Annotated in this window: 23 protein-coding genes; 10 read left to right on the forward strand and 13 right to left on the reverse strand. The window is 68.8% G+C overall.

The genetic code is table 11. The features are described from left to right. Window positions 1–21: 21 nt before the first annotated feature. Entirely contained in the window at window positions 22–495 is a 474-nt protein-coding gene (locus tag H261_RS08830; RefSeq protein WP_008616623.1) for a GNAT family N-acetyltransferase, read from the reverse strand. Window positions 496–553: 58 nt separating this feature from the next. Here H261_RS08830 and pseG point away from each other — a divergent pair, with 58 nt between their 5' ends. Together pseG and pseI are read left to right on the forward strand one after the other, a co-directional pair. Beyond that, window positions 554–1,543: a UDP-2,4-diacetamido-2,4,6-trideoxy-beta-L-altropyranose hydrolase gene (gene pseG, locus H261_RS08835; protein ID WP_008616624.1), complete on the forward strand. Its 990-nt coding sequence runs from the start codon at window positions 554–556 to the stop codon at window positions 1,541–1,543. Continuing rightward, on the forward strand, window positions 1,540–2,586 hold the full coding sequence (gene pseI, locus H261_RS08840; RefSeq protein WP_008616625.1) for a pseudaminic acid synthase: 1,047 nt from the start codon (window positions 1,540–1,542) through the stop codon (window positions 2,584–2,586). Before pseG ends, pseI begins: the two co-directional genes overlap by 4 nt. Window positions 2,587–2,632: 46 nt before the next feature. Here pseI and H261_RS08845 read toward each other — a convergent pair whose 3' ends face one another. Together H261_RS08845 and H261_RS08850 are read right to left on the reverse strand one after the other, a co-directional pair. After that, window positions 2,633–2,902: a hypothetical protein gene (locus H261_RS08845; RefSeq protein ID WP_008616626.1), complete on the reverse strand. Its 270-nt coding sequence runs from the start codon at window positions 2,900–2,902 to the stop codon at window positions 2,633–2,635. Between the two features lie 82 nt (window positions 2,903–2,984). Beyond that, window positions 2,985–5,012, reverse strand: coding sequence for an elongation factor G (locus tag H261_RS08850; RefSeq protein ID WP_008616627.1), 2,028 nt, complete (start codon window positions 5,010–5,012; stop codon window positions 2,985–2,987). Between the two features lie 191 nt (window positions 5,013–5,203). Between H261_RS08850 and H261_RS08855 the strand changes: the two genes are divergently transcribed. Together H261_RS08855 and H261_RS08860 are read left to right on the forward strand one after the other, a co-directional pair. Then, on the forward strand, window positions 5,204–5,986 hold the full coding sequence (locus H261_RS08855) for an enoyl-CoA hydratase-related protein (protein ID WP_008616628.1): 783 nt from the start codon (window positions 5,204–5,206) through the stop codon (window positions 5,984–5,986). 132 nt (window positions 5,987–6,118) lie between these two features. After that, window positions 6,119–7,225, forward strand: coding sequence for a CaiB/BaiF CoA transferase family protein (locus H261_RS08860; protein ID WP_008616629.1), 1,107 nt, complete (start codon window positions 6,119–6,121; stop codon window positions 7,223–7,225). Window positions 7,226–7,247: 22 nt separating this feature from the next. Here the strand turns inward: H261_RS08860 and H261_RS08865 are convergent, their stop codons facing one another. Both H261_RS08865 and H261_RS08870 read right to left on the reverse strand, forming a co-directional pair. Then, complete coding sequence (locus tag H261_RS08865; RefSeq protein ID WP_008616630.1) at window positions 7,248–9,428, reverse strand: tetratricopeptide repeat protein; 2,181 nt, start codon at window positions 9,426–9,428, stop codon at window positions 7,248–7,250. A 129-nt stretch (window positions 9,429–9,557) separates the two neighbouring features. After that, window positions 9,558–10,034, reverse strand: coding sequence for an Lrp/AsnC family transcriptional regulator (locus H261_RS08870; RefSeq protein ID WP_040476078.1), 477 nt, complete (start codon window positions 10,032–10,034; stop codon window positions 9,558–9,560). Between the two features lie 214 nt (window positions 10,035–10,248). Here H261_RS08870 and H261_RS08875 point away from each other — a divergent pair, with 214 nt between their 5' ends. Beyond that, entirely contained in the window at window positions 10,249–13,611 is a 3,363-nt protein-coding gene (locus H261_RS08875) for an indolepyruvate ferredoxin oxidoreductase family protein (RefSeq protein WP_008616632.1), read from the forward strand. On the opposite strand, the gene H261_RS08880 is transcribed toward H261_RS08875, so the two are convergent. Together H261_RS08880 and H261_RS25410 are read right to left on the reverse strand one after the other, a co-directional pair. Continuing rightward, window positions 13,608–14,891, reverse strand: coding sequence for an Hsp70 family protein (locus tag H261_RS08880; RefSeq protein WP_008616633.1), 1,284 nt, complete (start codon window positions 14,889–14,891; stop codon window positions 13,608–13,610). The two genes, H261_RS08875 and H261_RS08880, sit on opposite strands and share 4 nt — an antisense overlap. A 351-nt stretch (window positions 14,892–15,242) precedes the next feature. Beyond that, on the reverse strand, window positions 15,243–15,470 hold the full coding sequence (locus H261_RS25410) for a hypothetical protein (RefSeq protein ID WP_161625019.1): 228 nt from the start codon (window positions 15,468–15,470) through the stop codon (window positions 15,243–15,245). A 37-nt stretch (window positions 15,471–15,507) separates the two neighbouring features. Here H261_RS25410 and H261_RS08890 point away from each other — a divergent pair, with 37 nt between their 5' ends. Further along, window positions 15,508–16,344: an autotransporter outer membrane beta-barrel domain-containing protein gene (locus H261_RS08890; RefSeq protein ID WP_008616635.1), complete on the forward strand. Its 837-nt coding sequence runs from the start codon at window positions 15,508–15,510 to the stop codon at window positions 16,342–16,344. 178 nt (window positions 16,345–16,522) lie between these two features. Then, complete coding sequence (locus H261_RS08895) at window positions 16,523–19,024, forward strand: cation:proton antiporter (RefSeq protein ID WP_008616636.1); 2,502 nt, start codon at window positions 16,523–16,525, stop codon at window positions 19,022–19,024. Here H261_RS08895 and H261_RS08900 read toward each other — a convergent pair. From H261_RS08900 to H261_RS08925, 6 genes are all read right to left on the reverse strand, one after another. Then, window positions 19,021–19,230 (reverse strand): hypothetical protein, encoded by a 210-nt coding sequence (locus tag H261_RS08900; protein ID WP_008616637.1) that lies wholly within the window; start codon window positions 19,228–19,230, stop codon window positions 19,021–19,023. The genes H261_RS08895 and H261_RS08900 overlap by 4 nt on opposite strands. 25 nt (window positions 19,231–19,255) lie before the next feature. After that, window positions 19,256–19,552, reverse strand: a complete 297-nt coding sequence (locus tag H261_RS08905) for a hypothetical protein (protein ID WP_008616638.1) — start codon at window positions 19,550–19,552, stop codon at window positions 19,256–19,258. An 18-nt stretch (window positions 19,553–19,570) separates the two neighbouring features. Continuing rightward, window positions 19,571–19,855: a hypothetical protein gene (locus tag H261_RS08910; protein ID WP_008616639.1), complete on the reverse strand. Its 285-nt coding sequence runs from the start codon at window positions 19,853–19,855 to the stop codon at window positions 19,571–19,573. A 102-nt stretch (window positions 19,856–19,957) separates the two neighbouring features. Next, window positions 19,958–21,442 carry a sensor histidine kinase gene (locus H261_RS08915; protein ID WP_008616640.1) on the reverse strand — a complete coding sequence of 495 codons (1,485 nt, stop codon included), beginning with the start codon at window positions 21,440–21,442 and terminating at the stop codon, window positions 19,958–19,960. After that, on the reverse strand, window positions 21,435–22,157 hold the full coding sequence (locus H261_RS08920) for a response regulator transcription factor (RefSeq protein WP_008616641.1): 723 nt from the start codon (window positions 22,155–22,157) through the stop codon (window positions 21,435–21,437). Before H261_RS08920 ends, H261_RS08915 begins: the two co-directional genes overlap by 8 nt. Continuing rightward, a complete protein-coding gene (locus tag H261_RS08925; RefSeq protein WP_235062901.1) occupies window positions 22,147–22,533 on the reverse strand; it encodes a hypothetical protein in 387 nt (128 codons plus the stop codon). Before H261_RS08925 ends, H261_RS08920 begins: the two co-directional genes overlap by 11 nt. Before the next feature lie 342 nt (window positions 22,534–22,875). On the opposite strand from H261_RS08925, the gene acs reads away from it, so the two are divergent. The 3 genes from acs (at window position 22,876) to H261_RS08940 (ending at window position 26,647) form a co-directional block, all read left to right on the forward strand. After that, window positions 22,876–24,813: an acetate--CoA ligase gene (acs, locus tag H261_RS08930; protein ID WP_008616643.1), complete on the forward strand. Its 1,938-nt coding sequence runs from the start codon at window positions 22,876–22,878 to the stop codon at window positions 24,811–24,813. 82 nt (window positions 24,814–24,895) lie between these two features. Next, complete coding sequence (locus H261_RS08935) at window positions 24,896–25,702, forward strand: alpha/beta hydrolase (RefSeq protein WP_235062902.1); 807 nt, start codon at window positions 24,896–24,898, stop codon at window positions 25,700–25,702. Continuing rightward, on the forward strand, window positions 25,703–26,647 hold the full coding sequence (locus tag H261_RS08940; RefSeq protein ID WP_008616646.1) for a trypsin-like peptidase domain-containing protein: 945 nt from the start codon (window positions 25,703–25,705) through the stop codon (window positions 26,645–26,647). Window positions 26,648–26,815: the final 168 nt, after the last annotated feature.

Below are 26,815 nucleotides of genomic sequence, written 5' to 3' on the forward strand. Positions count from 1 at the left end.
CGGCAACATTTGCTGGGCGGATCATGGCACGCGCCCCCCAACTCCACAAGAACGGGCAAGGCGAAAGGTTCCCACCCCGTCTACCTCGTCGGCCAGGACGAAACCGCAGCGCAGGAAGATGCGCCGGCTGGCGGGATTGTCATGCTTGACCTGGGCGACCAGCGGCGGGCGGGCGGCGGCGGGGAAGGCGGCGGCCACCGCCCCGGCCAGCACGCCGGCCGCCAGCCCTCGCCCGCGCGCGGTGGGGGCGAGGTTGATGCCCACCTCCCACGCCCCGTCGTCGTGGCGGTCGAAGCGCACCATGCCGAGTTTTTCCCCCTTGTCCTCGGCGATCAGCAGGATGCGGGCGGAATCCGCCAGGACACGGGCGAACCAGACGCGGTGCGCCGCCGCGTCCACCCCGGCCCCGGTCAGGGAATGCCGCACGGTCACCGGATCGTTGCGCCAGACCAGAAGGTCCTGGCAATCGCCGTCTTCGGCCCTGCGGAACTCCATTTGCCCTCCCCCTCGGCCCGCCTATACTGAGAGCCGGATTCTACCCATATTCCAGGCCATGGTCACGCTCACCATCTGTTTCCGCGCCGACGCCTCCGCCGCCATCGGCACCGGCCATGTCATGCGCTGCCTCACGCTGGCCGGCGAGCTGGCGCGGCGCGGCGCCCAATGCCTGTTCGCCGCCGCGCCGGGCACCGAGGAACTGGTGCCGGCCCTGCCCTATCCGGTGGTGCCGCCCGAGCGCCTGCCCTTCGGGGCGGCCCTGGCGGTGGTCGACCATTACGGCATCGGCGCCGCCGAGGAGGCCCGCATCCGTGGCATGAGCCGGGCGGTGATGGTCATCGACGACCTGCCCACCCGCCGCCATCACTGCGACCTGCTGCTCGACCAGACCCACGGGCGCCGGGCCGGGGAGTACCGGGATCTGGTGCCCCACGGCGGCATCGTCCTGGCCGGAGCCGATTACGCCCTGTTGCGGCCGCAATTCGCCGAGGCGCGCCCGGCGTCCCTGGCGCGGCGGGACGGATCGCTGCGGCGCATCCTGGTCAGCCTGGGCGGCACCGATCCCGACAACGTCACCCTCCGGGTGTTGGACGCCATCGCCGCCTCGGGCCTGGAGGTGGCGGTGGACGTGGTGATGGGCGCCAAGGCGCCGCACCTGGAGACCGTGCTGGCCCGCGCCGCCGCCATGGCCGGGGCGCGGGTGCTGGTGGGAACCGGCGACATGGCCGGGCTGATGGCCGGGGCCGATCTGGCCATCGGCGCGGGCGGCACCACCACCTGGGAGCGCTGCTGCCTCGGCCTGCCCACCCTGATGCTGGTCATCGCCGACAACCAGAAGGACGTGGTCCGGCTGGTGAGCGGAGCGGGCGCCGCCCTGGAGGCCACCCCCGCCACCATCGCCGGCCAGTTGCGGCACCTCGCCGCCCGGCCGCCGATCCTGCTGTCCCTGTCCAAGGCCGCCGCCGGCTTGTGCGACGGACTGGGCGCCGCCCGCACCGCCGACGCGCTCAGACGCCTTCCTTCCCTGAAAGGCCTTTCCCCATGACCGATCTCGCCATCGCCGGCCGCCCCATCGGCCCCGACCACCCCCCCTTCGTCATCGCCGAGATGTCGGCCAACCATAACGGCGACCTGGGCCGCGCCATGGCCCTGCTGGAAGCGGCGGCGAACGCCGGGGCCGACGCGGTCAAACTGCAGACGCTCAAGCCCGACGCCATCACCATCGATTGCGACCGCCCCGACTTCGTCATCGAGGGCGGCCCGTGGGGCGGGCGCAAGCTCTATGACCTTTACGCCGAGGCCCAGACCCCGTGGGACTGGCATCCCAGGCTGTTCGAGCGCGGCAAGGAACTGGGGCTGATCGTCTTCTCCTCGCCCTTCGACAAGGCGGCGGTGGATTTCCTGGCCGGGCTGGACGCCCCGGCCTTCAAGATCGCCAGCTTCGAGATGGCCGATCCCGGACTGGTGGCCCACGCCGCCCGCCAGGGCAAGCCGGTCATCGTGTCCACCGGCATGGCCGGCCTGGGCGACATCGCCGCCACGGTGGAGACCGTGCGCCGCGCCGGCAACGACCAACTGGCGCTGCTCCACTGCATCAGCTCGTATCCGGCCCCCACCGAGGATTCCAACCTGGCCACCATTCCCCACATGGCCCAGGCCTTCGGCGTGCCGGTGGGCCTGTCGGACCATACCCAGGGCACGGCGGTGGCGGTGGCGGCGGTGGCGCTGGGCGCCTGCATCGTCGAAAAGCACTTCACCCTGCGCCGCGCCGACGGTGGGCTGGATTCCCACTTCTCGCTGGAGCCAGAGGAACTGGCCCGGCTGGTCAGCGACTGCCGCGCCGTCTGGACGGCGCGCGGGCGCATCTCCTACGCCCTGGCCGATTGCGAACAGGGATCGAAGGCCTTCCGCCGCTCGCTCTACGTGGTCGAGGATCTGCACCCCGGCGAGACCATCACCGAGGACAAGGTGCGCTCCATCCGTCCGGGCTATGGGCTGGAACCGAAATTCCTGCCGGAAATCCTGGGCCGCAAGGCCAGGAAGACGGTCCCGCGCGGCACCGCCTTCGACTGGTCGATGATCGAATAATGCCGACCTGCGTTGAGTGGAACTTATCGCGGGTCGGTATTAAGACTCAGTGCCCGCAGGAACAGCCGCCGCCGCAATCCTCGTCCTTCTCGGGCGCCGCGTCGCCGACCCGGAAGATGGCGCCGGGATAGATGCGGGCGACCCGTCCGTCGTGGGTGGCCTCGACGCAGTTGCGGCCTTCGTCGTCGGTGATCATTTCCATGCCGAGGCCGCCCTGCTCGATGGCGGCCACCACGTCGGTATCGGAAAGGTCGAACGCCTTGGCGATGGAGCCGATCAGGGCGGCGATCTCTTCGAACATCTCGCGGTTTTCCATGGGCGGGGCTCCTTGATCCAGACCAGAGCCCCGCTCTATAGCACCGGGACGGCCGGAAACGCCAGTATCAGGAAACGCCAGATCAGGCGTTGGCCAGCACCTCCTTGCGCTGTTCGACCACCTTGTCGGCGACGCGGCCGGAGATTTCCTGCAGGTGGTCGAACGTCCACGAGAAGGTGCCCACCCCCATGGTCAGCGAGCGCAGTTCGACGATCAGGTCGTCCATCTCGGCCTGGGGCAGATAGGCCGAGACCGTGTCCCAGCCCTGCCAACCCGCCTTGGCGTCGTAACCGAGAATCTGGCCCCGCCGCCCCGAAACGATGCGCTGGGCCTTGGCGGTGAACTCGGCGGGCACCGAGATTTCCACCGCCAGGATGGGTTCCAGCAGCACCGGCTCGCACTGGGGCATGCCCTCGCTCATGGCGATGCGGGCCGCCGTCTTGAAGGCCATGTCGGAACTGTCCACGGCGTGATAGCTGCCCGAGGTCAGGGTCACCTGCAGGTCCACCACCGGGAAGCCGAAGGGGCCCTGGCGCAGGAAATCGGCGACGCCCTCCTCGACCGAGGGGATGTACTGGCGCGGCACCACGCCGCCGACGATCTTGTCGACGAACTTGAAGCCCGAGCCCCTGGGCAGCGGCGCGATGTCGATATGGATGTCGCCGAACTGGCCGTGGCCGCCCGACTGCTTCTTGTGGCGGCCGTGCACCGAGGTGGATTTACGGATGGTCTCCTTGTAGGGAACCGTCGGCTTCCTGGTCACCACGCCCATGTTGAAGCGGCTCTTCAGCCGCTCGATGGCCACCTGGAGATGAATCTCGCCCTGGCCGCGCAGCACCTGTTCGCCGAACTCGCCATGGTCCAGCGACAGCGAGGGGTCCTCCTCGGCCAACTTGGCGATGGCCCCGGTCAGCTTGACGTCGTCGCCCTTCTTCTCGGCCTCCAGGGCGAAGGCGAACAGCGGCGGCAACGGGGCGGGCCATCCGGCCATGCCGGCATCGGCGGCGCCGATCGCCTGGCCGGTGGAAACGGAATCCAGGCGGCCGAAGGCGCAGACGTCGCCCATTCCCACCTTGGCCACCTTGGCGGGCGTGCCGCCGGTCATCAGGTAGAGGCCGCCGATGCGGCCCGCCTCCAGCGACTGGTTGTCGGCGAACTCGCCCCGCCAGACGCGCGAGAAGCTGAGTTTGCCGGTATGGGCGGCGTGCACCGTCTTGAACACGGTGGCCAGGGGGGCACCGTCGGCCTTGATGCCCAGGCGGGCGGCGGTGGCGGCCGGGCCGGGGGCGTCGTGGCGCAGCGCCTTGAGCAGGCGATGGATGCCGCCGTCGTTCTCGGCCGAGCCGAAGAATACCGGCACGATCAGGTCCCCGGCCAGATCCTTGCCCAGATCGGCATAGACCTCGTCGGCGGGCGGTTGGATGTCTTCGAGCAATTCCTCCATCAGGTGGTCGTCGAAATCGGCCAGATGCTCCAGCATCTCCTGGCGCGCGGCGCTTTCCTCGCCCTTCAGCGCGTCGGGAATCTTGATCACCGCCGAGGGCTGGCCGGGGCGGTACGTGTAGGCCCGCTCGCTGACCAGGTCGATGTAGCCGGTGACCGAATCGCCCTCGCGGATGGGAATCTCGCGCATGACCAGCGGGCGGTCGGACACCGCCTGCAGGGCCTCGAGGGTTTCCTTGAGCCGTGTGCCGGCGGCGTCGATCTTGTTGACGAACAGCAGGTGAGGAACCTTGTGCTCGTCCAGGAACTTCAGCACCGGGGCGACCATCACGGCGCGGGCGGGGTCGGGCTCGCACACCACCACCGCCACGTCGGCGACCATCAGGGCGTTGTAGGAATCCTGCTGGAACTCCACCGAGCCGGGACAGTCGATGAAGGTCCACTTCTCGCCCAGGTATTCGGCGCCGGCGATGTTGGGCTCGACGCTCATCAGGCGGGCGCGGGCCTCGGGACTGGCATCGCCGGTGGTGGTGCCGTCCTTGATGCGGCCCTGGCGCCCCGTCGCGCCGCAGGCGAACAGCATGGCTTCGAGCAGACTGGTCTTGCCGGCGGCGAACGGCCCGACCAGGGCGCAGGCACGCGGCGGGGAAGGAGACTTGGACGTCATGGACCCTCCGGAACTTCTTGTTTTGGCTGGAGGCCGGAACCCCCACGCCCAGCCGGACCATGGTTCCAGTCAAAGCCCCCCCTGGCAACAGGAAATGGTGCCCGCCGGCCACAAGGCTGCACTGCTTGCATCTTGGTCGATACCCTCCCGGCGTGGTTTACTGGAGCAGTCGTTCCGGGGAAGGGGAAGCCATGACCGATACCATCCACGTCAAGATCAACGGCGCCACCGCCACCGTGACGCTCTGCCGTCCCGATCAGCACAACGCGCTGGACGAGCAGATGGTCGGCAACCTGGCCCAGACCTTCCAGAAACTCTCGGTCGCCGAGGCGGTGCGCGTGGTTGTGATCGAGGGCCAGGGCCCCAGCTTCTGCGCCGGCGGCGACATCGCCTGGACGCGGGCCATGCTCGACCAGGAGGCCGAGGAGGTCAGCCGCAGCGCCATGCAGATGGCGGTGATGCTCGACGCCATCGACCGCTGCGCCAAGCCGGTGATTGCCCGGGTGCAGGGCGCGGCGCTGGGCATGGGGGCGGGCATCGTCGCGGTGTCCGACATGGTGGTGGCCGCCGACGATGCCAGCTTCTCGCTGCCCGAGGTGCGCGCCGGCTTCTCCCCCACCCTGATCATGCCCGCCATGGCCGCCGCCATCGGCACGCGGGCCATGCGCCGCTACGTGCTGTCGGGCGAGCGCTTCGACGCCCGCGAGGCACTGCGCCTGGGCCTCGTCCACGCCGTGGTGGCCGCCGACAGGCTGGATTCCGCCCGCGACCTGATGGTCGAGGCCTGCCTGAAGGGCGCGCCCAAGGCCCAAGCCGCCGCCAAGGACATGCTCCGCGTGGTCGACGACAGCCCGGCCGGCCCCGACCTGATGCGCTATTCCGTCGCCCAATTCGTCGATGCCCGCGCCGGGGCCGAATGCCGCGAAGGCGTCACCGCCCTGACCGAGAAGCGCAAGCCGAGCTGGAGCGTTTAGGGAAACCTGTCATTCCGACGACCATCGGGAGGAGGAATCTCCGCCCGCTCCATCGCACCCAAAATGGAAATGCCGGGCCAGGATGAGATCCCTCGCTCCGCTCGGGATGACAATTCAACTCTGGAGTTGAGCATGATCGCCGATTGCCTTGCCGGGCTGAAGGTCCTCGACCTGTCCATGTACATTCCCGGCCCGCTGGCCACCCTGTGGCTGTCCGACCTGGGCGCCGAGGTGGTCAAGGTGGAGAGCCCGGCCGGCGACCCCATGCGCACCATGGGGCCGGTGGACGACGACGGCACCACCGCCTTCTACAAGCTGGCCAACGCCAACAAGACCATCGTCACCCTCGACCTCAAATCCGCGGACGGCAAGGCGCGCTTCGCCGAGATGGTGGCCGGGGCCGACGTGCTGCTGGAAGGCTTCCGCCCCGGGGTGATGGAACGCCTGGGCTTCGGCATCGCGCGCCTGCACCAGATCAATCCCCGCCTGGTCCATTGCGCCCTGTCGGGCTATGGCGGCACCGGCCCCTTCGCCACCAGGGCGGGCCACGACGTCACCTATCTGGCGGTCACCGGCCTGCTGGCGGCCAGCGGCCCCGCCGAGCGCCCGATCATGACCTTTCCGCCGCTGGCCGACCATGCCGGGGCCATGCTGGCGGTCAACGCCATCCTGGCGGCGCTGCTGAAGCGCTCGACCTCCGGCAAGGGCACCACCATCGATATTTCCCTGGCCGAGGCGGCGCTGTCGTGGATGGGCGGCGTGCTGACCATGGCGCAGCGCTGGGGCGACCCCAGGCGCGAGCACGATTTGATCAACGGCGGAGCCGCCTTCTACCGCATCTACCGGACCAAGGATGGCCGCTTCGCCGCCATCGCCGCGCTGGAGGAGAAGTTCTGGCAGGCGTTCTGCACCAGTATCGGCAAGCCCGACTGGATCGCCCGTCAGGGCGAGCCCCTGCCCCAGCACGACCTGATCGCCGAGATGGAGACGCTGTTCGCCAGCCGCACCCTGGCCGAGTGGACGGCCCTGCTGGAGCCCGCCGACTGCACCTTCGAGCCGGTGCTGGAACCCCACGAGGTCGCCACCCACCCCCACCATGTGGAGCGCGGCTTCACCCATGTCAGCGGGCAGGGTCTGGTCGAGGTGCTGCTGCCCGTGCTGATGGAAGGCGAGCGCCCCCGCCGCCGCAAGCCGCTGGCCGAGGCGTCGGCCGAGACGGTTGTCGCCGGATGGTCCTGAGGACGGGCGGGCGTCCCGCCCGCTACCGTCCTTTCAACCAGGCAGCCAGGTCCGCCGCCATGCGGGCCAAGGGCGTCTCCCAGTCGCCGGCCTTGGGCTGGCGGTAGAGCCTGAGCGTCGGATACCACGGGCTGTCGTCGCGGCCCATCAGCCAGCGCCAGCAGCCGTCGAAGCGCGACAGCAGCCAGACCGGCTTGCCCATGGCGGCGGCCAGATGGGCGGTGGAGGTGTCGACGCTGATCACCAGGTCGAGGCCGGCGATCAGGGCGGCGGTATCGGCGAAATCGGTGATGCCCGAGGTCAGGTCGGCGACCCGCGTCTCGTCCCTGGCCTGAAGCCCCTGCCTGCCCACCTGCAGGCTGACGAAGGCGGCGCCCGTCACCGCCAGGAGCGGCTGCAATTGGGCCAAAGCCAGCGAGCGCCGCCGGTCGATCAGCGTGCATTCGATGTCGTGGTCGCGGGAATCGCCGGCCCACACCAGCCCGATGCGGGAGCCGGGGGGCAGGCTGGCGTTCAGCCGCCGGGTCCAGGGCTCCAGCCGTTCGGGCGGCGGAGCCAGATAGGGAATGGCGGCGGGAATGGTGTCCGGCGTGGTGCCGAAGGCCAGCGGCAGACTCATCAGCGGCGCCTGGAGGTCCACCGGCCCGGTCTCCCCGCCCACCGCCACCACCTTGGCGATGCCCGGCATGCCTTGCAGCAGCGAGACCAGGGCGGGCTGCACCTCCAGGATCACCCTTGCGCCGCGCGCCGCCGCCAGGGGGGCGTAGCGGACGAATTGCAGGGTGTCGCCGAAACCCTGTTCCGACCACAGCAGCAGGGTGCGGCCCGCCACATCCTCGCCCCGCCATTGCGGGGTTCCGGGATGGCGGTGGACATCGGCACGCTTGCGGTTGCCCCAGCGCGCCTCGTACAGCGCCCAGCCTTCGGTGAACTCGCCCAGCATCAGCCGGACGATGCCCCGGTGGAAGCGGATGTCGTCGTTGTCCGGGTCGGCGAGGCCGGCGGCATCGAACTGTTCCCGGGCCTCCTCCATGCGCCCCTGGGCGTAGAGGGCCTGGCCGAGATTGCTGAGCGGGACCGCCGCCCCCGGCGACAGTTCCACCACCCGGCGGCTCAGGGCCTCGGCCTCCTGGACGCGGCCCAGGCTGCCCAGCAGGGCCGCCCGGTTGGACATGACGATGGGGTCGTCGGGGCAGAGCTTCTCTGCGGTCTCGTAGCATTCAGCGGCGCGGTCCAGTTCGCCCTGCTCGCGCAGCGCGTTGCCCAGGTTGTTCCACACCTCGGAATGATCGTGCTCGCGGGCCAGCAGGGTCTGATACAGCGCCACCGCCTCGGGCAGGCGGCGCATCTCGTTCATGGCGTTGGCCGCCTCGAACAGGTGCGACACCCCGGCGCTCTCGATGCCGGCCAGCCGCAGATAAGTCTCCGCCGCCCGCTCGTCGCGCCCCATGGCCCGCAGCAGCCGGGCCAGGATCAGCACCGCTGGCGGGTAATTGGGGGAAAGCTCGGCGGCGCGGGAGGCGTGCTCCATGGCCTCCTCGAGGCGTCCGCGCGCCCGGATCACGTCGGCGGCGGCCACCAGGATGGGGGCGCTGTCGGGGGCGAGGCGCAGGGCGCGGGCGGCGGTGGCGTCGGCCTCGGCGGGCCGGTCGGTGGCCAGCAGGGCGCGGCCCAGATCGGCGTGCAGGCTGGCCTCTCCCGGGCGTTCGGCCACGGCGCGGCGCAGCTTGTCCACCGCCTCGGCCGGACGGCCCAGGCGGTTCAGCACTCCGGCCATGTTGGCCAGGGCCTCGACGAAGGCAGGGCGCAGCGCCACCGCCCGCTCGTGGGCGACCAGGGCGTCGTCCAGGCGGCCGGTCTGGGCCAGGGTGTTGCCCAGGCCGAACAACGCCTCGGGAATATCGACGTTCAGGGCCAGGGCGCGGCGATAGGAGGCCTCGGCCTCGGGCAGGCGGCGGGCGCTGAACTGGGCGTTGCCCAGATTGACGTGGTAGTCGGGAACCCGGTCGTTGGCGCGGATGGCCTCGCTGATCAGGTGGATGGCCAGGTCGAATTGGCCCATCTGGGAGCAGGCGACCCCCAGCAGGTGATTGGCCCCCTCGTCATAGGGATTGGAGACGAGAATTCGCTGGTAGATCTCCACGGCCTCCAGGAGCCTGCCCGCCTGATGGAGCTGGACTGCCTTGGCGAAGTCGTCGGCCAATGTGTTTTCCCCACAATTGTACTGGGGAAACGATGGCACGGAGGAGGCCGCAGAGGCAAGGCGGCACGGAACAAGTCGCGGCGGAAATCCGAATGCTCCCGCCCGGGGGCCGGGCGGTGAGCCTTGGCATTACGCATAATCCAGGGGCAGGGCCGTTTCGGATTTGACCTGGCGCAGGGATGCGTTGGAACGGATCTGGGCGACGCCCGGAATGCCGAAAATGTGGCGCTGGAGGAATTCGCCATAGCCCTGGATGCTTGGTATGGCCACCCGCAGCAGGTAATCGGCCTCTCCCATGGTCGCATGGCATTCCAGGACCTCGGGGAGGGCGCAGACCGCCTTCTCGAAGACCTCGCCTTCCCCGTTGGCGTGGCCTCTCAGGGTGACATGAAGAAAGACGCATTCGCCAAGCCCGATCTTGCGCGGGTCCAACAAGGCGACGTACTGGCGGATAATACCCGCCTCCTCGAGCGCCTTCGTCCGGCGCCAGCACGGTGTTCCCGACAAGCCGATTTTCTCGGCCAGTTCCTGTGTGGTCAGGCGCGCGTCTTGCTGCAGTGCGGAAAGAATTGCTTTCTCGAACGAATCCAATTTAGCTGCAACCATTTTATTCTCATATAGTGCTTAAATGAGGAATGCTTTACCTAAAAATCGGTTATGTCACGCCAGATAGCAAATTCATTTTCCTGGGAATGAGGCAACCTATCTCATCTGCCTTGGCGGTGACGTCGCCGGAAGCGTATGAGGAGCCGTTCCAATGTCAGACCCGACCGCCGGCCATGCGCATTCGACCGCCGCTGTCCCGCCGGATACGCCGAGGATGCTGTCCGGCACGCAGGCGCTGATCGACATTCTGTTTCTCCAGGCCGAACGCGACCGCCGCTCCGGTCTGCGCACCGCCGGTTTCGTCAGCGGCTATCGCGGCTCCCCCCTTGGCGGCCTTGACCAGGCCCTGTGGCGGCGGCAGCCCGAGCTGGAGGCGAAGGCCATCCGCTTCCTGCCGGCGATCAACGAGGAACTGGCCGTCGCCGCCGTGCAGGGCTCGCAGCAGACGGGAATCGATCCCGAGGCCACGGTCGATGGCGTGTTCGCCATGTGGTACGGCAAGGGGCCGGGGGTCGACCGGGCCAGCGACGCCTTCCGGCACGCCCATGCCTTCGGCAGCTCGCCGCAGGGCGGAGTCCTGGTGGTGGTCGGCGACGATCACGGCGGGGTGTCCACCAGCTTTCCCCAGCAAAGCGAGCCGGCGATGATCGGCTGGCGCATGCCGGTCCTCAATCCCGCCGATATCCGCGATTATTTCGAATTCGGCCTGTACGGCTATGCCCTGTCGCGCTTTTCCGGGGGCTGGGTGGGCTTCAAGGCCATTTCCGAGTGCGTCGAGGCGACGGTGTGCACCCGGCTGCCCGACCTCGACCATCGCTACGCCATCCCTGATTTCGCCTTCCCCGCCGACGGGGTGCACATCCGCTGGCCCGATTATCCCAGCCCGGCCATCGAGGAGCGCCTCCTGGTGAAGCAGAAGGCCGTCCTGGCTTTCGCCCGCGCCAATCCCCTCGACCGGAGGGTCATGGGCGACGAGCGGGCGTGGCTGGGCATCGTCGCCACCGGCAAGGCGTTCCGCGACCTCCAGGAGGCGCTGCGCCTGCTGGGCATCGACGAGGACGAGGCGGCGCGGATCGGCTTGCGGGTCTACAAGGTCGGATTGTCCTATCCGCTGGAGAGCGAGGGGTTGCTCGACTTCGCCGCCGGGCTGGAGCTGCTCCTGGTGGTCGAGGAACGGCTGCCGGTGGTCGAGACGCAGATCAAGGAGCTGTTCTACAACGCCCCCCGCGATACCCGCCCCGTGATCCTGGGCAAGAGCGACGAGGCCGGGGCGGAATTGCTGCCCGAGATCGCCGAGATACGGCCGTGGCGGGTCGCCCGCGCCCTGGCCGCCTGCCTGTCGCGCCGGGCCGGCATGGAGCGCTTCGTCCAGGTGGCCGACGGCCTGGTCCCGGTCCCGCCGCCGCCGCCGGTCAAATCACCGGCGCGGCGCCCTTATTTCTGTTCCGGCTGCCCGCACAGCTCGTCCACCCGCATACCGGCGGGAAGCCGGGGACAGGCGGGAGTCGGATGCCACGTCATGGCGTGCTGGATGGACCGCGACACCGCCTTCATCACCCAGATGGGCGGCGAGGGCGCCAACTGGGTCGGGCAGTCCACCTTTACCGCCGCCCGCCACGTCTTCCAGAATTTGGGGGACGGCACCTATTACCATTCGGGCAGCCTCGCCGTCCGGCAGGCGGTCGCGGCCAAGGCCAACATCACCTACAAGATCCTCGTCAACGGCGCCGTGGCCATGACCGGCGGGCAGGCGGTGGACGGGCCGCTGACGGTCGCCGCCATCACCCATCAGGTGCGCGGCGAGGGCGTCGGGCGCATCGCCGTGGTCAGCGATTCGCCGGCCCGCCACGACGTCAGGGACTTCGCCGCCGGAACCACGCTGCACCACCGCAGGGATATCGAGGCGGTGCAGCTGGAACTGCGCGATATTCCCGGCGTCACCGTCCTGGTCTACGACCAGCTTTGCGCCACGGAGAAGCGGCGGCGCGAGAAGCGCGGCAAGATGGCTCCGCCGGCCCGCCATGCGGTGATCAACGACGCCGTCTGCGATGGCTGCGGCGATTGCGGCAAGGTCTCCAACTGCCTGTCCATCGTGCCGCGGCTGGGTCCGTTCGGCCTCAAGCGCATGGTGGACCAGACCTCCTGCAACAAGGACATGACCTGCGTCGAGGGCTATTGCCCCAGCTTCGTCACGGTGGTGGGGGGGCGGCGGCGCAAGCCGGCCCCGGACCGGGGCGCCGCGCGGATCGCCAATCTGCCGCCGCCGGCCGGCCCGGCCAGAAAGGACGCCGACATCCTGTTCGCCGGCATCGGCGGCACCGGCGTGGTGACCGTGGCGCGGGTGCTGGCCAAAGCCGCCGAGCTGGAGGGAAAGGGAATCTCCGTCCTGGACTTCACCGGCTTCGCCCAGAAGGGCGGGGCGGTCCTCAGCCATCTGCGCATCGTGGCGTCGGGCCAGCCCCATCAGGCCCGCATCGCCGCCGGCCAGTGCGACGTGCTGATCGCCTGCGATCTGGTGGTGGCCTGCGGCAACGATCCCGTCCAGGCCATCGGCCGCCATCGGACCCGGATCGTCGCCAACACGCATGTGGCGCCGACCGGCGACTTCACGCGCCATCCCGGGCTTCTGCCCGACGGAGCGGTGCTGGCCGGGTTCCTGCAGGCGCGGGCCGACGGCGCGCTGACCGCGCTGGATGCCTCGGGGCTGGCCGACCGGCTGTTCGGCAGCAACGTCATGGCCAACATGATCCTGCTCGGCGCGGCCTTTCAGCAAGGGTTGCTGCCGGTGCCCCTTGCCGCGCTGGAACAGGCCATCGCCGGCATGGAGGCCGCCGCCGAGGACAACCGCCTGGCCTTTGGAGCCGGCCGCCTGGCCATTGCCGAGCCCGGCTTCGCCGCGCCGGATGGCGGAGGCGATGTCCAGGCTCCCGCCGAGTTGCCGGCGCGGGTGGAGTTCTTCGCCGCCCATCTCGCCGATCGCCGGGGGGCGGCCCAGGCCGGGATGCTGAAAGCCCTGGTGCGGAGTGTCCATGAGGCCGAAAGCGCCGTGATGCCGGGCGCTTCCCGTCTGGCCGGGGCGGTGGCCGCCGGCTACGCCCATCTGTTGGCCGACAAGGACGAGTACGAAGTCGCCCGCCAATTGAGCGACGAGGGCTTCCTGAACGGCCTGCGGCAGGATTTCGAGGGCCCCTGGCGGCTCGAGTTCCACTTTGCCCATCCCTGGATATCCCGGTGGCGCAAGGGAAAGCTGACCGTTCCGGAGGGCGTCGCCCTGCCGCTTTTGCGCCTGCTGGCCCGGGCCGGAAGGCTTCGGGGCACCGTCCTCGATCCCTTCCGCTTCGGCCGGGAACGGCGGAACGCCCGCCGGCTGGCGGCGCAATACGAGGCCGACATCGCCTGGGTTCTGGCCCGGCTGACCCCGGCGACCTACGAGGCCGCCATCCAGCTGGCCGAGCTGCCCGACGGCATCCGGGGATACGGCCGGGTCAGGGAGGGGCAGGCCGAGGCCGCCGCGATACGGCGCCAGACCCTGCTCGACAGCATCGCCACGGAGGCGCCAGGCCTATCCAGGAGCTAGGCGAAGACTTCGCGGGCGCGTTGGGCGAGGCCGGTGGCGACCGAGATGAACTCGCCGCCGGCGCTGAGGCGGCCTTCGCCGAAGCGGCTGGCGAAGATGGCGCGCACCGCCGGCACCAGGGACGAGCCGCCGGTGAGGAACACCCGGTCCACCTGGGCAAGCCCGGTGCCGGTGGCCTCCAGCAAGCCGTCGACGCAGGTTTCGATGGCGGCCAGTTCCTTGCCGATCCAGCCTTCGAACTCGGCGCGGGTAATGCGGCGCTCCACCACCACCGGATCGTGGTCGAAGCGCAGCACGGTCTCGTCCGCCTGGGACAGGTCGCGCTTGGCCTGTTCCACCGCGCGATAGAGGTGATAGCCGAGATTGTGCTCGATCAGCGCCAGCAATTGCTCGATCCGGTCGGGGTGTTCCACATGGCGGCGCAGGTCGCGCAGCAGGCGCAGCGTCGAGGGCGTGTTGAGAAAGGCCACATGGTGCCAGCGTTCCAGCTTGGCGTAGACCCAGGCCGGCATGGGCAGGACCTTGCCGTCGCTGACATAGGTGGTGCGCTTGCCGAAATGGTCGGACAGGCCGTGCTCGACCATGCGGCGGTCGAAGGCGTCGCCGGCGACGCCCACGCCGGCGGTGCCGATGATGGCGTCCTCGGGCCGGGCCAGCCCGGCGCGCCCCGGCCCCAGGCGGATCAGGCAGAAATCGCTGGTGCCGCCGCCGAAATCGGCCACCAGCACGGTCTGGTCCTGGCGCAGCGTGCTTTCATAGTAATAGGCGGCGGCGATGGGTTCGTACTCGAACACCACCTCGTGGATGCCGGCCTTGGCGAAGGCCTCGACCAGCCGGCCGGTGGCGTAGCCGTCCTCCTCCTCGCCGCCCTCGGCGACGAAGCGCACCGGGCGGCCGGCCACCACCCGCTCGACCCTGGCCCCCGCCGCCTCGGCGGTTTGCCGCAGCCGGACGACGATCAGCGCCACCAGGTCCTCCAGGGAGTAGGGCGCCCCATGGATGGCGGTGCTGGTGAAGGACCGGCTGGTCAGGTAGGACTTGAAGGATTGCAGGAAGCGGCAATCCCCGTCGCCATGCAGATAGGCGTCGATGGCGTCATGGCCGACCAGGGGCAGGATGCGGCGCTGGGCGTCGCGCCGGGCATTCTCGAAGGCCAGCACCGAGCGCAGCGTCGAGGCCGGGCCGGCCGAAGTGGCGAAGTTCAGCACCTCCACGTTCCGGTCGGCTCCGGCCAGGGCGACGGCGCTGTTGGTGGTGCCGAAATCCATTCCGACGAACATGTGATGGTCCCGCGTGATGCGTCTGACGGAGCTCCCGCCCCCAATCCTGGGCGGGGAGGGAGAGTGCGGCCGCAGTCATAGTGTCGGCCATGTGAAAACACCAGACAGATTCGCGGCCCCGCCCCGCCGGGCAGGGCGCGGAACGAGTCCCGGGCTTTTCGCGGGGGTATCGGCTTTTCCGTCTCGAACGCCGGAACTTCGACGCGCTGATGTATGCCAAGGGGATTGTCGCCCGCACCAGCTTTCGCTATCCTGGAGGGTATGGCGGGGGGAATGGCATCCGCTAAAATTAGGTATCGACCGATCTTGCGTCGCGGGCTGAGCGTCGCAGGCGCACCTGTATTTCCTTGTTCAGAATTCCAGGAAGATCCCTGGCCAACCAGTCAAAACACACTTCTGGAGTAATATGATGCGGCGCACTCGGATACTTGCAATTGGCGTCTTCTCGTTTGCCTGTTCGACGGGTGTTGTCCATGCCTCGGGCAGCAGCAGCAGCACCCTCCCGACGGCGGTTGCAACCTCCACCACCGTCACCCAGGCATCGACCCAGAACGTCGTCCGGACGATTTCGAACGCCATCAGCGGCAGCCTGGGGCGGGTTCTCCAGTCCGGGAACATGTTCAAGCAGAATTCCGGCCCGAGGAAAACCAGCCTGTCCGAGGGGGCGACCGGCCTTTCCGGCGGCGAGACCGCGTCCGGAGTCGCCACGTGGGGCAGCGTCGATTACACCTATCTCCGCATCCTTCCCGATGGTGACCGCGAGCAGCGTCGCCTGACCGATATCTACACCGCGGTCGGCGGCGTCGATTTCGCCATCAATGATCAGGTGCTGGCCGGTGTGGCCCTGAGCTACGGCCGGGCCGAGACCGATGGGCGGAATTCCAGGGCCAGGCGGCTGGATCAATCCTCCGATTCGCTGACCATTTCCCCGTATATCGGCTTCGCCCCCACCGAGAATCTCACCTTCGACGCCCTGGTCGGTTACACCCATTCCTTCATCGATACGCGCGACTACAACTCGGGAAGCAAGGTGACGGGAAGCAACCATTCCAGGACGTTCTTCTCGGCCGTCAACGTCGGATACCTGATCCCCCTGAACGACCGCTTCGCCGTGAAGCTCTTCTCCGGCTTCAGCGGCCAGTATGGCAAGGTCGAAACCTATCGGGACAGCGAGAACACCCTTGTCCCGGGCGACACCTCCCCCCATTGGCTGGCCCGGGCCGGCGCCAGGGCCATGATGGCCCTGACGGATTCCACCCAGGGCTATTTCTCGGCCGCCTATGAGCATGAAAGGGAGCTGATTGCCCTTTCCGAGAAATCCGCCCGCCTGTCCATCGGCACCGCCTCGGCCATCACCCCCGGCCTGGACCTCACCTTCGAGGGCACGGCCAATGTCGGACGCGAGACCCAGCAGGAACTCGGGGTTTCCGCCAATCTTCGCCTGAGCTTCTGATCGCCGCGAGGAACGACCGCCGGCCGGGAGGGTTCCCGGCCGGCGGTGCTTGGGGGTGGCGCCACCAACGCCTTTCATTTGAACGCGCCGGCCGATAGCATTGCCGCCGGCCGCGTCGCCGTGGCCGTCGGGCCGGCGCGTTGCCGTCTTCGGCGGTTCGGGCCGGAAGGGGAGGGGCATGCAGGGAATTTCCATGGTGATGCTGGGCGTCACCGGGCTGCTGGGGCTGGTGACCTTGCTGGTGCCGGTCGCGGCACGGGCCAACGTCGCGTTCTCCCTGGTTCTGGCGGCGGCGGGGATCGTCCTCGGGCTGGTCGTCGGCAATGCTTCCATGCTGGGCGGCGGGCCGGTCGCCGATTTCCTCGGCGCCCTGGGCCATTTCGACCTGTCGTCGGAAGCCTTCATCCTGGTGTTCCTGCCGGTGCTGCTGTTCGAGACCGCCGTGGTGATCGACGTGCGGCGGCTGATGGACGATCTGGCGCCCATCCTGCTTCTGGCGGTGGTGGCGGTGCTGCTGTCGACCTTCGTGGTCGGGTTCGCCCTGGCCGGGGTGTCCGATATCGGCATCATCGCCTGCCTGCTGCTGGCGGCCATCGTCTCGACCACCGATCCCATCGCCGTGGTCGGGATCTTCCGCGACCTGGGCGTCCCCCACCGCCTGAGCCTGCTGGTGGAGGGTGAGAGCCTGTTCAACGACGCGGCGGCCATCTCGCTGTTCGCCCTGTTCCTGGGTATGCTGACCGGCGAGCGCCAGTCCGACGTGCTGGGGGGTATCCTGGCCTTTGCCTGGGGTTTCGCCGGCGGGCTGGCCTTCGGCTATGCCTGCGGGCGGCTGGTGTGCTGGAGCTTCGTCCTGTTGCGCGGCCAGAGCGTCGCCGAGATCACCCTGACGGTGGCGGCGGCCTATCTGGTGTTCCTGCTGGGTGAGCATTACCTCCACGTATCGGGGGTGGTGGCGGTGGTCACCGCCGCTCTGGCGGTCAGCTACGAAGGCCGCACCCGCGTTTCGGCCGAGACCTGGGCGAGTCTGGTCGATGTCTGGCGGCAGGTGGGGTACTGGGCCAGTTCGCTGATCTTCCTGCTGGCCACCATGCGGGTTCCCGAGATGCTGGCGGGCATGGACGGCGGCGATTTCGTGGTCCTGGCGGTGCTGATCGTCTCGGCGCTGGCCGCCCGCGCCATGGTGCTGTTCGGACTGTTCCCCGGGTTGACGGCGCTGGGCTGGGCCGAGCCGGTGGGCATGCCGCTGCGCGCCGTGGTGCTGTGGGGCGGGTTGCGCGGGGCAATCTCGCTGGCCCTGGCCCTGGCGGTGGTGGAGAACCCCCGCATCCCCGCCGACGTGAAATCGTTCGTCTCGGTGATGTGCACCGCCTTCGTGCTGTTCACCCTGTTCGTCAATGCGCCGCTGCTGCGGCCGCTGATCCGTCTGCTCGGCCTGGACCGGCTGTCGCCGTCGGACATGGCGGTGCGCAGCCGGGCCATCACCACCGCCCTGACCGAGGTGCGCCGACGGGTGACCGACGCCGCCGCCGATTACGGCATCGAGCGGGACCTGGCGGTGGAACTGGCCGACCGCTATACCGAGCGGCTGGGCGCGGCGGAAATCCAGGTGGGCGGCGACGCGGCGCTCAGCCGGGAGGACGATGTGCGCGGCGGCCTGATGATGCTGGCCGACCGCGAGCACGCCATCTATCTGCGCCATTATCACGAGGGAACGGTCAGCGGTCGCATCACCCGGACCCTGCTGGCCGGCGCCGCCCGGCTGCAGGATGGGGTCAAGACCGGCGGCGCCGGGGGCTATGACCAAGCCCAGGCCCTGTTCGCGGGGTTTCGCTGGCGGTTCCGGCTGGCGCTGGCGCTGCATCGCCGGTTCGGCCTGGACGGCTTGCTGTCGGCGCAGATCGCCAACCGTTTCGAGGTGCTGCTGATGGTCCAGGCCGCCATCGGCGAACTGACGGAATTCGCCCGGACCAAGCTGCCCCAGATGGTCAGCGCCGAGGCCGCGGCGACCATCATGACGACCATTGCCGCCCGCATGGAAAGCGTCGAGACGGCGCTGGCGGGATTGCGCCTGCAATACGCCGATTTCTCGCGGGCGCTGCAGCTCCAGTATCTGGAGCGCGCCGCCGTGCGCATCGAGGAGGCGGAGTATCTGCGGCTGCGCGCCGAGGCGGCCATCGGCCACGAAGTTCTCAAGGACCTGCTGGCCGAACTGGATGAACGCTCCCGCCGCCTTGCCAGGCGGCCTGCCCTGGACCTTCATCTCGGTCCCCAGGAACTGGTTGCCAGGGTTCCCCTGTTCACTGCCCTGTCCCAGGAACAGTTGGCGGAGATCACCGGCTTGCTGCGTCCCATGCTGGCGGTTCCCGGCGATAGCCTGATCAGGAAGGGCGACGTCGGAAATTGCATGTATTTCGTCGGGTCCGGAGCCGTCGAGGTCTGGACTGGGACGTCGCGCATCCGGCGAGGCAGCGGCGATTTCTTTGGCGAGATGGCGCTGCTGTCCCGGGAGCGGCGCAATGCCGACGTGGTCGCCCTGGGGTTTTGTTCGCTGCTGGTCCTTCAGGCCCGCGATTTCGACGCACTGATCGAAACCAACCCCATCCTCCGGGAATGCATCCACGAAGCCTCGCGCTCCCGTGCGGCACCCCGGCCGGTCGGCGCCATCTCGAACACCTAGTTCCGAGCCGGGAGCTCGGCGAGCATCACCGTCCGCGATACCAAATCCAGGTCTCCCGGGTGGCGCAAATCCAGCCCTTGGGGGATCGACGGCTCGGGTTCGTCCGGCGGGCCGTCGGGCCAGGTCAGCGCCGCTTCCGTCCGGGCGAGGAGACGCAGAAGATCCCAGTCGATATCGGCGTCGCGGGCGAGGCGGGATGTCGGCATGGTCTCCTCCTGTGGCGTCGCGCCCCTAGCGCAGGTCCAGGGGCAGGTGGATGCTGATGCCGGGGCGCCGCGGCGCGTAGACCACCGGCGGCGGCAGGTACACGACCCCGGGATAGCCGTAGACGAAGGGCGGCGGGCCGTGGCGATGGCCATGCCGGTCGTCCCAGCCGCGCCAGCCGCGGTGGTCCGGCCCGCCGTGATGGTGCCGGGACCAGCCGGGCGGGCCGTTGTGCTTCCACGGCGGGTCGGCCTGGGCGGGGCCGGCCAGCGTCAGGGCGGCGGCGGCGGCCAGCAGGGCGGAGCGAAGGATCAAGGTGTTCATGATCGCCTCCTGGGGGTTCTACCGGGACGTCTTGGTCCCGGACGACGACGTGCGGCCGGTCCAGTTGTCGGGCAGCAGGGCGCCGATGGCGCCGCCGCCGCCGGCACCGATCAGGGCTCCGGTCACCACGCCGCCGCCGGCCATGGCGGCGATGGCCGCACCGCCGGCCGCGCCCATGGCGCCGCCCGACAGGGCGCGCTGCTGCTGGTTGGTCATGTTGGCGCAGCCCGACAGGGCAATGGCCAGGACGACCGCGGCCAGGGCCGTCGCGGGGCGGGCGGGGGTGTTCGAGCGGATGGTCATGGCTTGATTCCTTCAGAGCTGGGATGAACCCATCACGGATAGGAATACGCCTGCCGCCGGGACCGGGGGGTGAGAAGGCTGTGATAAAGCTGTGACGCCGGTTCAGTCGCTCAGCGGGAGGGCGACGCTGACCTCCAGGCCGCCTTCGGGGGCGTTGACGGCCCAGGCGCGCCCGCCCATGGCTTCGGCGTTGCGGCGCACGATCCACAGGCCCAGGCCGTAATGCTCGACATCGCCGCCCTGGCCCGCGGAGCGCCGCGACACGTGGCGTTCGAAGATGCGCTCCAGTTCGTCCTCGGCCACGCCGGGGCCGTTGTCTTGGACCCGCAACAGCGCCATGCCCTCCTCTTCCCGCAGACGCATGGCGACCTGTCCGCCGGGGGGCGAGAAATCGAGGGCGTTGTCCAGCAGGTTCTCGGCGATCACTTCCAGCATCTCGTCGCGGCCGGACACCTGGAGGCCGGCGGCGACGGCGATGTCCAGGCCGATGGAGCGTTCGGCGGCCATGCGGATGTAGCCGCGTCCCAGCCGGTTGAGCAGGGTGGAGGCTTCCACCCGGCGGCGCGGCAGGTCGATCAGGGCGGCGATGGTTTCGTCGGTGCGGCGGATGGTCGAAACCAGGCCGTCGAGCCGCTCCACCGACCGGCCGATCAGTTCGAGGGCGCGGAGCGCCCGGGCGTTGCCGGCGGGAACGGCGCGGCCCAGCGGCTCCAGGGATTGGGAGATCACCGCCAGGGGCGCTTTGAGGGCGTGGGCGTTCTCTTCCGCCGCCTGGCGCAGCAGCCGTTCCGACCGTTTGAGGGTGGCGACCATGGAATCCAGCTCGGCGGCCGTCTCGGCCAGTTCGGGCACCCGGTTGCCCGTGGCGAACGATACCTTGGACTCGCCCCGGATCACCGAGCGAGCCACCGCCTGGAAACGCCGCAGATTGCCCCAGGCGTCGGTGAGGATGGACAGGACCAGCACCGCCATCAGCAGGTAGATGGAGGCCGCCACCTGCACGTCGGGCGACTGCCAGTAGGGGCGGCCGATCACCTGTTCCGGCAGGGTGCCGGTAGGCTGGGCGGTCAGCACCACCCAGCAGCCCAGGCGGGTGGCGTGGGGCGCCAGATAGGTGAGAAGCTCCGCCCCCTCCTGCGCCCCGGCCAGCCGCACGGCCAGCGGGGCGCGGCCCTCGCAGCTGGCGGCCAGATGGGCGAGGACCCCGCTGTCCACCAGCCGGTCCATGGCGGCGCGGGCCTGCTGCGGTCCGGTCTCGGGGGCCGAGGCGACCAGCAGGAAGGTGCGGGCGCCGGTGGCCGGGGCCGGGCGGAACAGCACCTTGACCGACATGCCGCCCTCGGCCAGGCGCTTCACCGCCGGATCGATGCGGTCGGCGTTGCGCGGTGAGAACTGCTCCAGCAGGGGAAACAGCGCCTCGCCCACCAGTTTTCCCTGTTCCTGGGCCAGCCGCAGCATCAGGGCGTTGCGCTGGTTCTCCACCGTTTCCAACTGCAGGTAGAGCAATACCGGGACCACGGCGAAGATCAGGGCGACGCTGGCCAGCTTGACGGCGAAGGAGCGCAGCCGCAGCGCGGGCCTAGGCATCGCGGCCGGCCTGCCAGACATAGCCGAAGCCGGGATAGTTGCCGATCTGCTCGAAATCGGGGTCTATGGCCTTGAACTTCTCGCGGATACGCTTGATGGCGGCCCTGACGTTGGTGCGGTAGCCGTCCTCGCCGGCTCCGCCGTGGAAGCCCTTGCCGCGTCCGGAATCATACAATTCGCGGTAGCTGACGTCGCGGCCGGCCTTGGCGGCCAGAGTCTCGACCATGGCGAACTCGCCGACCGTCAGGTCCACCGGCCGTCCCCGCCATTGGGCGCGGCGGCTGGCGCTGTCCAGGCTGAGGCCGCCGACCCGGGCGGGGGCGGCCCCGGGCTCGGCGGCGTTGCGTCCGAGCGTCAGTTGGATGCGCCGCTCCAAGATGGTGAAGCTGCGCGACTTCTCGACGAAATCCACCGCGCCGCCCAGCAGCGCCGCCTCCTCGAAGATCTGGTCGCTCAGCACGGTCAGGAAGATCACCGGCAGGGCCAACTGGGCAGCGCGCATCCGCCGCAGCACCTCGATGCCGTTGAGGCCGGGCATCTTCCAGTCCAGCAGCAGCAGGTCGGGCCGCCGGCCGCTTTCCATGGCCGCCAGGAAGGTCTCGCCGCACTCCCAGGCCCGCACGCCATAGCCGGCGTCGGCCAGATTGCCCGCCAGGGTTTCGCGGAACAGCGGGTCGTCGTCGACGATGCCGATCAGGGGGGACTCACTTGCCATTGCGCCCTCCCGCGTCCCGCAGGCGCCTGAAGCAGGCGCCGGCCTCCTCGCGGCCTTCGAACTCGTAGCTGAGCACCCGCTCCACATTGGTCTCCACCTCGGGATAGAACACCAGCGACAGGGCGCAATCGCCCCGGCGGTAGCGCCAGACCGTGCCCATGGCGCGCGCCGTCTCGCTGGCCGGACGGCCCAGCAGGGCGCGGGCTTCGTCGCGGCTCAGCCCGGTCAGACTTTCGGGTGTGGCGGGGGCCGGGGTCGGGCGGAAGCGGGGCGGTTCGGGCCGCGGCGGCGGCGGCTTGGGAATGGGGGTTTCCAACGGCGGGACGGGCGGCGTGGAACAGGACGACAGTCCCATCATCAGTACGACAGTCAGCACTCGCCACACGACCTTCGACGCTCCCTCGGGGGATTTGTCCTCATCCTAATCCATACTCGAATGCTCGGGTATGGCTTGGGTCACAGAGGGAGCGCCGCAAAGGGGGCTCTGTCGGGAAAAGCCGTCACCGGCGTGCGCGCCCACCCACCCCGCCATTTGCTCTTCCGGACATATCCGAATGGACCCTGGCGGCCATTTGATGGCGGCATGACACCTACCCCTTTGAGCGGGCTTGTGTCGTCCTGGCGAGTCGAACATAATCGTCGCCTGCCTACCGGGGAAACATCCCGCGCCAGCCTACGGATGGACGCGGGTCAATCAGAAAAGGGAGACACCCCCAAGATGTCCGAGGTCTATCCTGTTCCCGCTGAGACTGCGAAGAACGCTCTCATCGACGACAAGAAGTACAATGAATGGTATGAGCGCTCGGTGAAGGACCCCGACGGGTTCTGGGCCGAACACGGCAAGCGCATCGACTGGATCAAGCCCTTCACCAAGGTGAAGAATGTCAGCTATTCCGGCGACGTCAGCATCAAGTGGTTCGAGGACGGCACGCTGAACGTGGCGGCCAATTGCCTGGACCGCCACTTGGCCACCCGCAAGGACCAGACCGCCATCATCTGGGAAGGCGACGACCCCAACGAGTCCGCCCACATCACCTACGGCGACCTGCACGAGCGCGTCTGCCGCCTGTCCAACGCCATGACCGACATGGGCATCAAGAAGGGTGACCGCGTCACCATCTACCTGCCCATGATCCCCGAGGCGGCGGTGGCCATGCTGGCGTGCGCCCGTATCGGCGCCGTCCATTCCATCGTGTTCGGCGGCTTCTCCCCCGACGCCCTGGCCGGCCGTATCCAGGATTGCGATTCCAATCTGGTGATCACCGCCGACGAAGGTCTGCGCGGCGGCCGCAAGGTTCCGCTGAAGGCCAATGTGGACAAGGCGTTGGAGACCTGCTGGTCGTGCAAGAGCGTCATCGTCGTCAAGCGCACCGGCGGCAACATCCATATGGTCAGCGGCCGTGACCACTGGTACCACGACATCGTCGCCAAGGCGGCGCCCACTCACACCCCGGTGGAGATGAACGCCGAAGACCCGCTGTTCATCCTCTACACCTCGGGTTCGACCGGCAAGCCGAAGGGCGTGCTGCACACCACGGGCGGCTACCTGGTGTACGCCTCCATGACCCACCAGTACGTCTTCGACTACCACGAGGGCGAGATCTACTGGTGCACCGCCGACGTGGGCTGGGTCACCGGCCACTCCTACATCGTCTACGGCCCGCTGGCCAACGGCGCCATCACCCTGATGTTCGAGGGCATCCCCAACTACCCGACTGTGTCGCGGTTCTGGGACGTAGTGGACAAGCACAAGGTCAACATCTTCTACACCGCGCCGACCGCCATCCGCTCGCTGATGCGCGAAGGCGAGGAGCCGGTGAAGAAGACCAGCCGCAAGTCGCTGCGTCTGCTGGGGTCGGTGGGCGAGCCCATCAATCCTGAGGCCTGGACCTGGTACCACCGCGTGGTGGGCGACAACCGTTGCCCCATCGTCGACACCTGGTGGCAGACCGAGACCGGCGGCATCCTGATCACCCCGCTGCCGGGCGCCACGCCGCTGAAGCCCGGTTCGGCCACCCGTCCGTTCTTCGGCGTCAAGCCGGTGATGGTCGATGCCGAGGGCAAGGTCCTGGAAGGCAAGGCCGAGGGCAACCTCTGCCTGGACGAGCCCGGCTGGCCCGGCCAGATGCGCACTGTCTACGGCGATCACGAGCGTTTCATCCAGACGTACTTCGCCACCTACAAGGGCATGTACTTCACCGGTGACGGCGCCCGTCGCGACGAGGACGGCTATTACTGGATCACCGGCCGCGTCGACGACGTGATCAACGTGTCCGGTCACCGCATGGGCACCGCCGAGGTGGAATCCGCCCTGGTCGCCCATCCCAAGGTGGCCGAGGCCGCCGTGGTCGGCTATCCGCACGATATCAAGGGCCAGGGCATCTACGCCTACGTCACCCTGGTGTCGGGCGAGGAGCCGAGCGAGGATCTGCGCAAGGAACTGGTCAACTGGGTCCGCAAGGAAATCGGCCCCATCGCCAGCCCCGACCTGATCCAGTGGTCGCCGGGCCTGCCCAAGACCCGTTCGGGCAAGATCATGCGCCGCATCCTGCGCAAGATCGCCGAGAACGACTTCGGCTCGCTGGGCGACACCTCGACGCTCGCCGACCCGAGCGTGGTGGACGACCTGATCGACAGCCGCATGAATCGCGGCTAATACTCCACGCTCAAGTGGGGAGACCGGGGCCCGCGGAGCCGTTCGCGGGCCCCACCCTTTTGGGAGGGGCGGCGGCGTGCTGATGATCATGGTGAAGACGGCGCTGGGACTGGGCGGGGCGTACCTGCTGCTGGTCGGCTTCGTCGCCCTGATGCAGCGCGGCCTGATCTACCATCCCGATGCCACCCGTACCCGCCCTGACCAGGCGGGCCTGCCCGAGATGGTGCCGGTGTCGATCAAGACCGCCGACGGCTGGATGGTCACCAGCTGGTATGCGCCGCCGAAAAGCTCCGGCCGGCCGACCATCGTCTTCTTTCACGGCAATTCCGGCACCCTGGCTGACCGCGCCCACAAGGCCCGCGCCTTTCTCGATGCCGGATTCGGGGTGCTGCTGGCCGGTTATCGGGGCTATGGCGGCAACGCTGGAAGTCCGAGCGAGCAGGGGCTCTACGCCGACGCCGAGGCGGCGGTCGGCTGGCTGACCGGCCAGGGCGTGCCGGCCCGCCGCCTAGTGCTCTACGGCGAGTCGCTGGGCTCGGGCGTTGCCATGGAAATGGCCATCCGCCGCCAACTGATGATGCTGGTGCTGGAATGTCCGTTCACCTCGCTGGCCGATCTGGCGCCCGCCTATGTGTTGCCGCCGCTGGCCCAATTGCTGACCCGCGACCGCTACGACAACCTGTACAAGGCCTCCAGCCTGCGGATGCCGCTTCTGGTGGTGCATGGCGACAAGGACAGCCTGGTGCCGGTCAGCATGGGGCATGCGGTACTGAACGCCGCCGGCAGCGTCAAGGAGGGGCTGTTCCTGCCCGAGGCCGGCCATAACGATGTGTGGGAGCACGGCGCCGGCCAGCGGATCATCGACTTCATCACGCGCCGGAGCCAGTGAATGCCGGGACTGTATCGGAAGCCGGGGAAATGGGTGGGGGCCGCTATCCTGGCGGCGGCCGTGGCCGCGGCGCATGTCCCGGCGTCGGCCGTGGTGATCCAGGACAGCCTCTGGCGGGACGAGGGCGGCGGCAAGGGACGGGAATGGGCGGGGTTCGGCGCCAATCTCCGGCTGGCGGCGGAGCCGCAGTTCCGGGCGGTGCTCGCCCTGTCCGAGGATGGCCGGACCTGGGGCGATGCCTCGGGCACCTGGATCGGCAACGATGCCGGCCATGCCTATGTGCTAACCTCGGCCCATATTTTTGAGCTGCCGGCCACGGCCGACGCCTATGTGGTCCGCACCCCCGGCGGGAAGATTCTGGCCGCCGACCGGGTCTGGACGCACCCGAAGTGGAACGGCGATTTCGACAGCCGGACGGGCTTCGACCTGGCCATTCTCCGTCTTGTCGAGCCCCTGGCCGAGGCCGGGCCGCCGCCGGTGCTTTACGGCGGAACGGGCGAGGCGGGCCGGCTGATCACCTTCGTGGGATTCGGCAGCCGTGGCATCGGTTCCATCGGCGAGGAGGACCGCTTTTATCGCGGTTCCGACAAGGCCGCCGCGCAGGGCGTGGTGGACGAGGTGGCCGAACTGGCGTCGCCCCCGCCCCGCGACGGCGATTCCGGCAATTATCTGAGCGTCTGGCTGCCGCGCGAGGACGGCGGTCTTGCCAATCCCTATGGCGGCTCCAATAAACCGGCCACGCCCCTCGTCGGCTTGCTGGGGTCGGGCGACAGTGGCGGCTCGGCCTGGATGCCCCAGGGGAACGGCTGGGTGGTCGTGGGGGTGAATTCCAACGGATCGGGCAACGCCAGCTATGGCGATTCCTCGTGGTTCACCCGCGTCTCTCCCCTTCGCGACTGGATCGTCCGGATCTTTCCCGGCGCCCGCTTTTCTTCCGATAAGTAGGATTGGCCGAACGGCCGTGTGCCTATGCAGGGGGGAAATAAAAACCATGATCATCTTGATCTACGTCAACAATGATCCCCATAAATACTGAACTTAAACTGTTTTTGCCTTTAGTGCCCCATTGACTGGCGTCAAGTCGATGTCGTCTGGCTTTGCCGGAAGATACCG

This window comes from Paramagnetospirillum caucaseum (genome assembly GCF_000342045.1).
Classification (GTDB): domain Bacteria; phylum Pseudomonadota; class Alphaproteobacteria; order Rhodospirillales; family Magnetospirillaceae; genus Phaeospirillum; species Phaeospirillum caucaseum.

Bases quoted from the DNA above. Each gene is read 5' to 3' on its own strand.
- H261_RS08830 (WP_008616623.1), bottom strand. From the start codon at position 495: ATGGAGTTCCGCAGGGCCGAAGACGGCGATTGCCAGGACCTTCTGGTC.
- H261_RS08920 (WP_008616641.1), bottom strand. From the start codon at position 22,157: ATGGCAAGTGAGTCCCCCCTGATCGGCATCGTCGACGACGACCCGCTG.
- pseI (WP_008616625.1), top strand. From the start codon at position 1,540: ATGACCGATCTCGCCATCGCCGGCCGCCCCATCGGCCCCGACCACCCC.
- H261_RS25410 (WP_161625019.1), bottom strand. From the start codon at position 15,470: ATGGCGTTCGAAATCGTCCGGACGACGTTCTGGGTCGATGCCTGGGTG.
- H261_RS08860 (WP_008616629.1), top strand. From the start codon at position 6,119: ATGATCGCCGATTGCCTTGCCGGGCTGAAGGTCCTCGACCTGTCCATG.
- H261_RS08895 (WP_008616636.1), top strand. From the start codon at position 16,523: ATGCAGGGAATTTCCATGGTGATGCTGGGCGTCACCGGGCTGCTGGGG.
- pseG (WP_008616624.1), top strand. From the start codon at position 554: ATGGTCACGCTCACCATCTGTTTCCGCGCCGACGCCTCCGCCGCCATC.
- H261_RS08905 (WP_008616638.1), bottom strand. From the start codon at position 19,552: ATGAACACCTTGATCCTTCGCTCCGCCCTGCTGGCCGCCGCCGCCGCC.
- H261_RS08890 (WP_008616635.1), top strand. From the start codon at position 15,508: ATGTTCAAGCAGAATTCCGGCCCGAGGAAAACCAGCCTGTCCGAGGGG.
- H261_RS08900 (WP_008616637.1), bottom strand. From the start codon at position 19,230: ATGCCGACATCCCGCCTCGCCCGCGACGCCGATATCGACTGGGATCTT.
- H261_RS08880 (WP_008616633.1), bottom strand. From the start codon at position 14,891: ATGTTCGTCGGAATGGATTTCGGCACCACCAACAGCGCCGTCGCCCTG.
- H261_RS08935 (WP_235062902.1), top strand. From the start codon at position 24,896: ATGATCATGGTGAAGACGGCGCTGGGACTGGGCGGGGCGTACCTGCTG.
- H261_RS08870 (WP_040476078.1), bottom strand. From the start codon at position 10,034: ATGGTTGCAGCTAAATTGGATTCGTTCGAGAAAGCAATTCTTTCCGCA.
- H261_RS08850 (WP_008616627.1), bottom strand. From the start codon at position 5,012: ATGACGTCCAAGTCTCCTTCCCCGCCGCGTGCCTGCGCCCTGGTCGGG.
- H261_RS08875 (WP_008616632.1), top strand. From the start codon at position 10,249: ATGCTGTCCGGCACGCAGGCGCTGATCGACATTCTGTTTCTCCAGGCC.
- H261_RS08845 (WP_008616626.1), bottom strand. From the start codon at position 2,902: ATGGAAAACCGCGAGATGTTCGAAGAGATCGCCGCCCTGATCGGCTCC.
- acs (WP_008616643.1), top strand. From the start codon at position 22,876: ATGTCCGAGGTCTATCCTGTTCCCGCTGAGACTGCGAAGAACGCTCTC.
- H261_RS08910 (WP_008616639.1), bottom strand. From the start codon at position 19,855: ATGACCATCCGCTCGAACACCCCCGCCCGCCCCGCGACGGCCCTGGCC.
- H261_RS08855 (WP_008616628.1), top strand. From the start codon at position 5,204: ATGACCGATACCATCCACGTCAAGATCAACGGCGCCACCGCCACCGTG.
- H261_RS08940 (WP_008616646.1), top strand. From the start codon at position 25,703: ATGCCGGGACTGTATCGGAAGCCGGGGAAATGGGTGGGGGCCGCTATC.
- H261_RS08915 (WP_008616640.1), bottom strand. From the start codon at position 21,442: ATGCCTAGGCCCGCGCTGCGGCTGCGCTCCTTCGCCGTCAAGCTGGCC.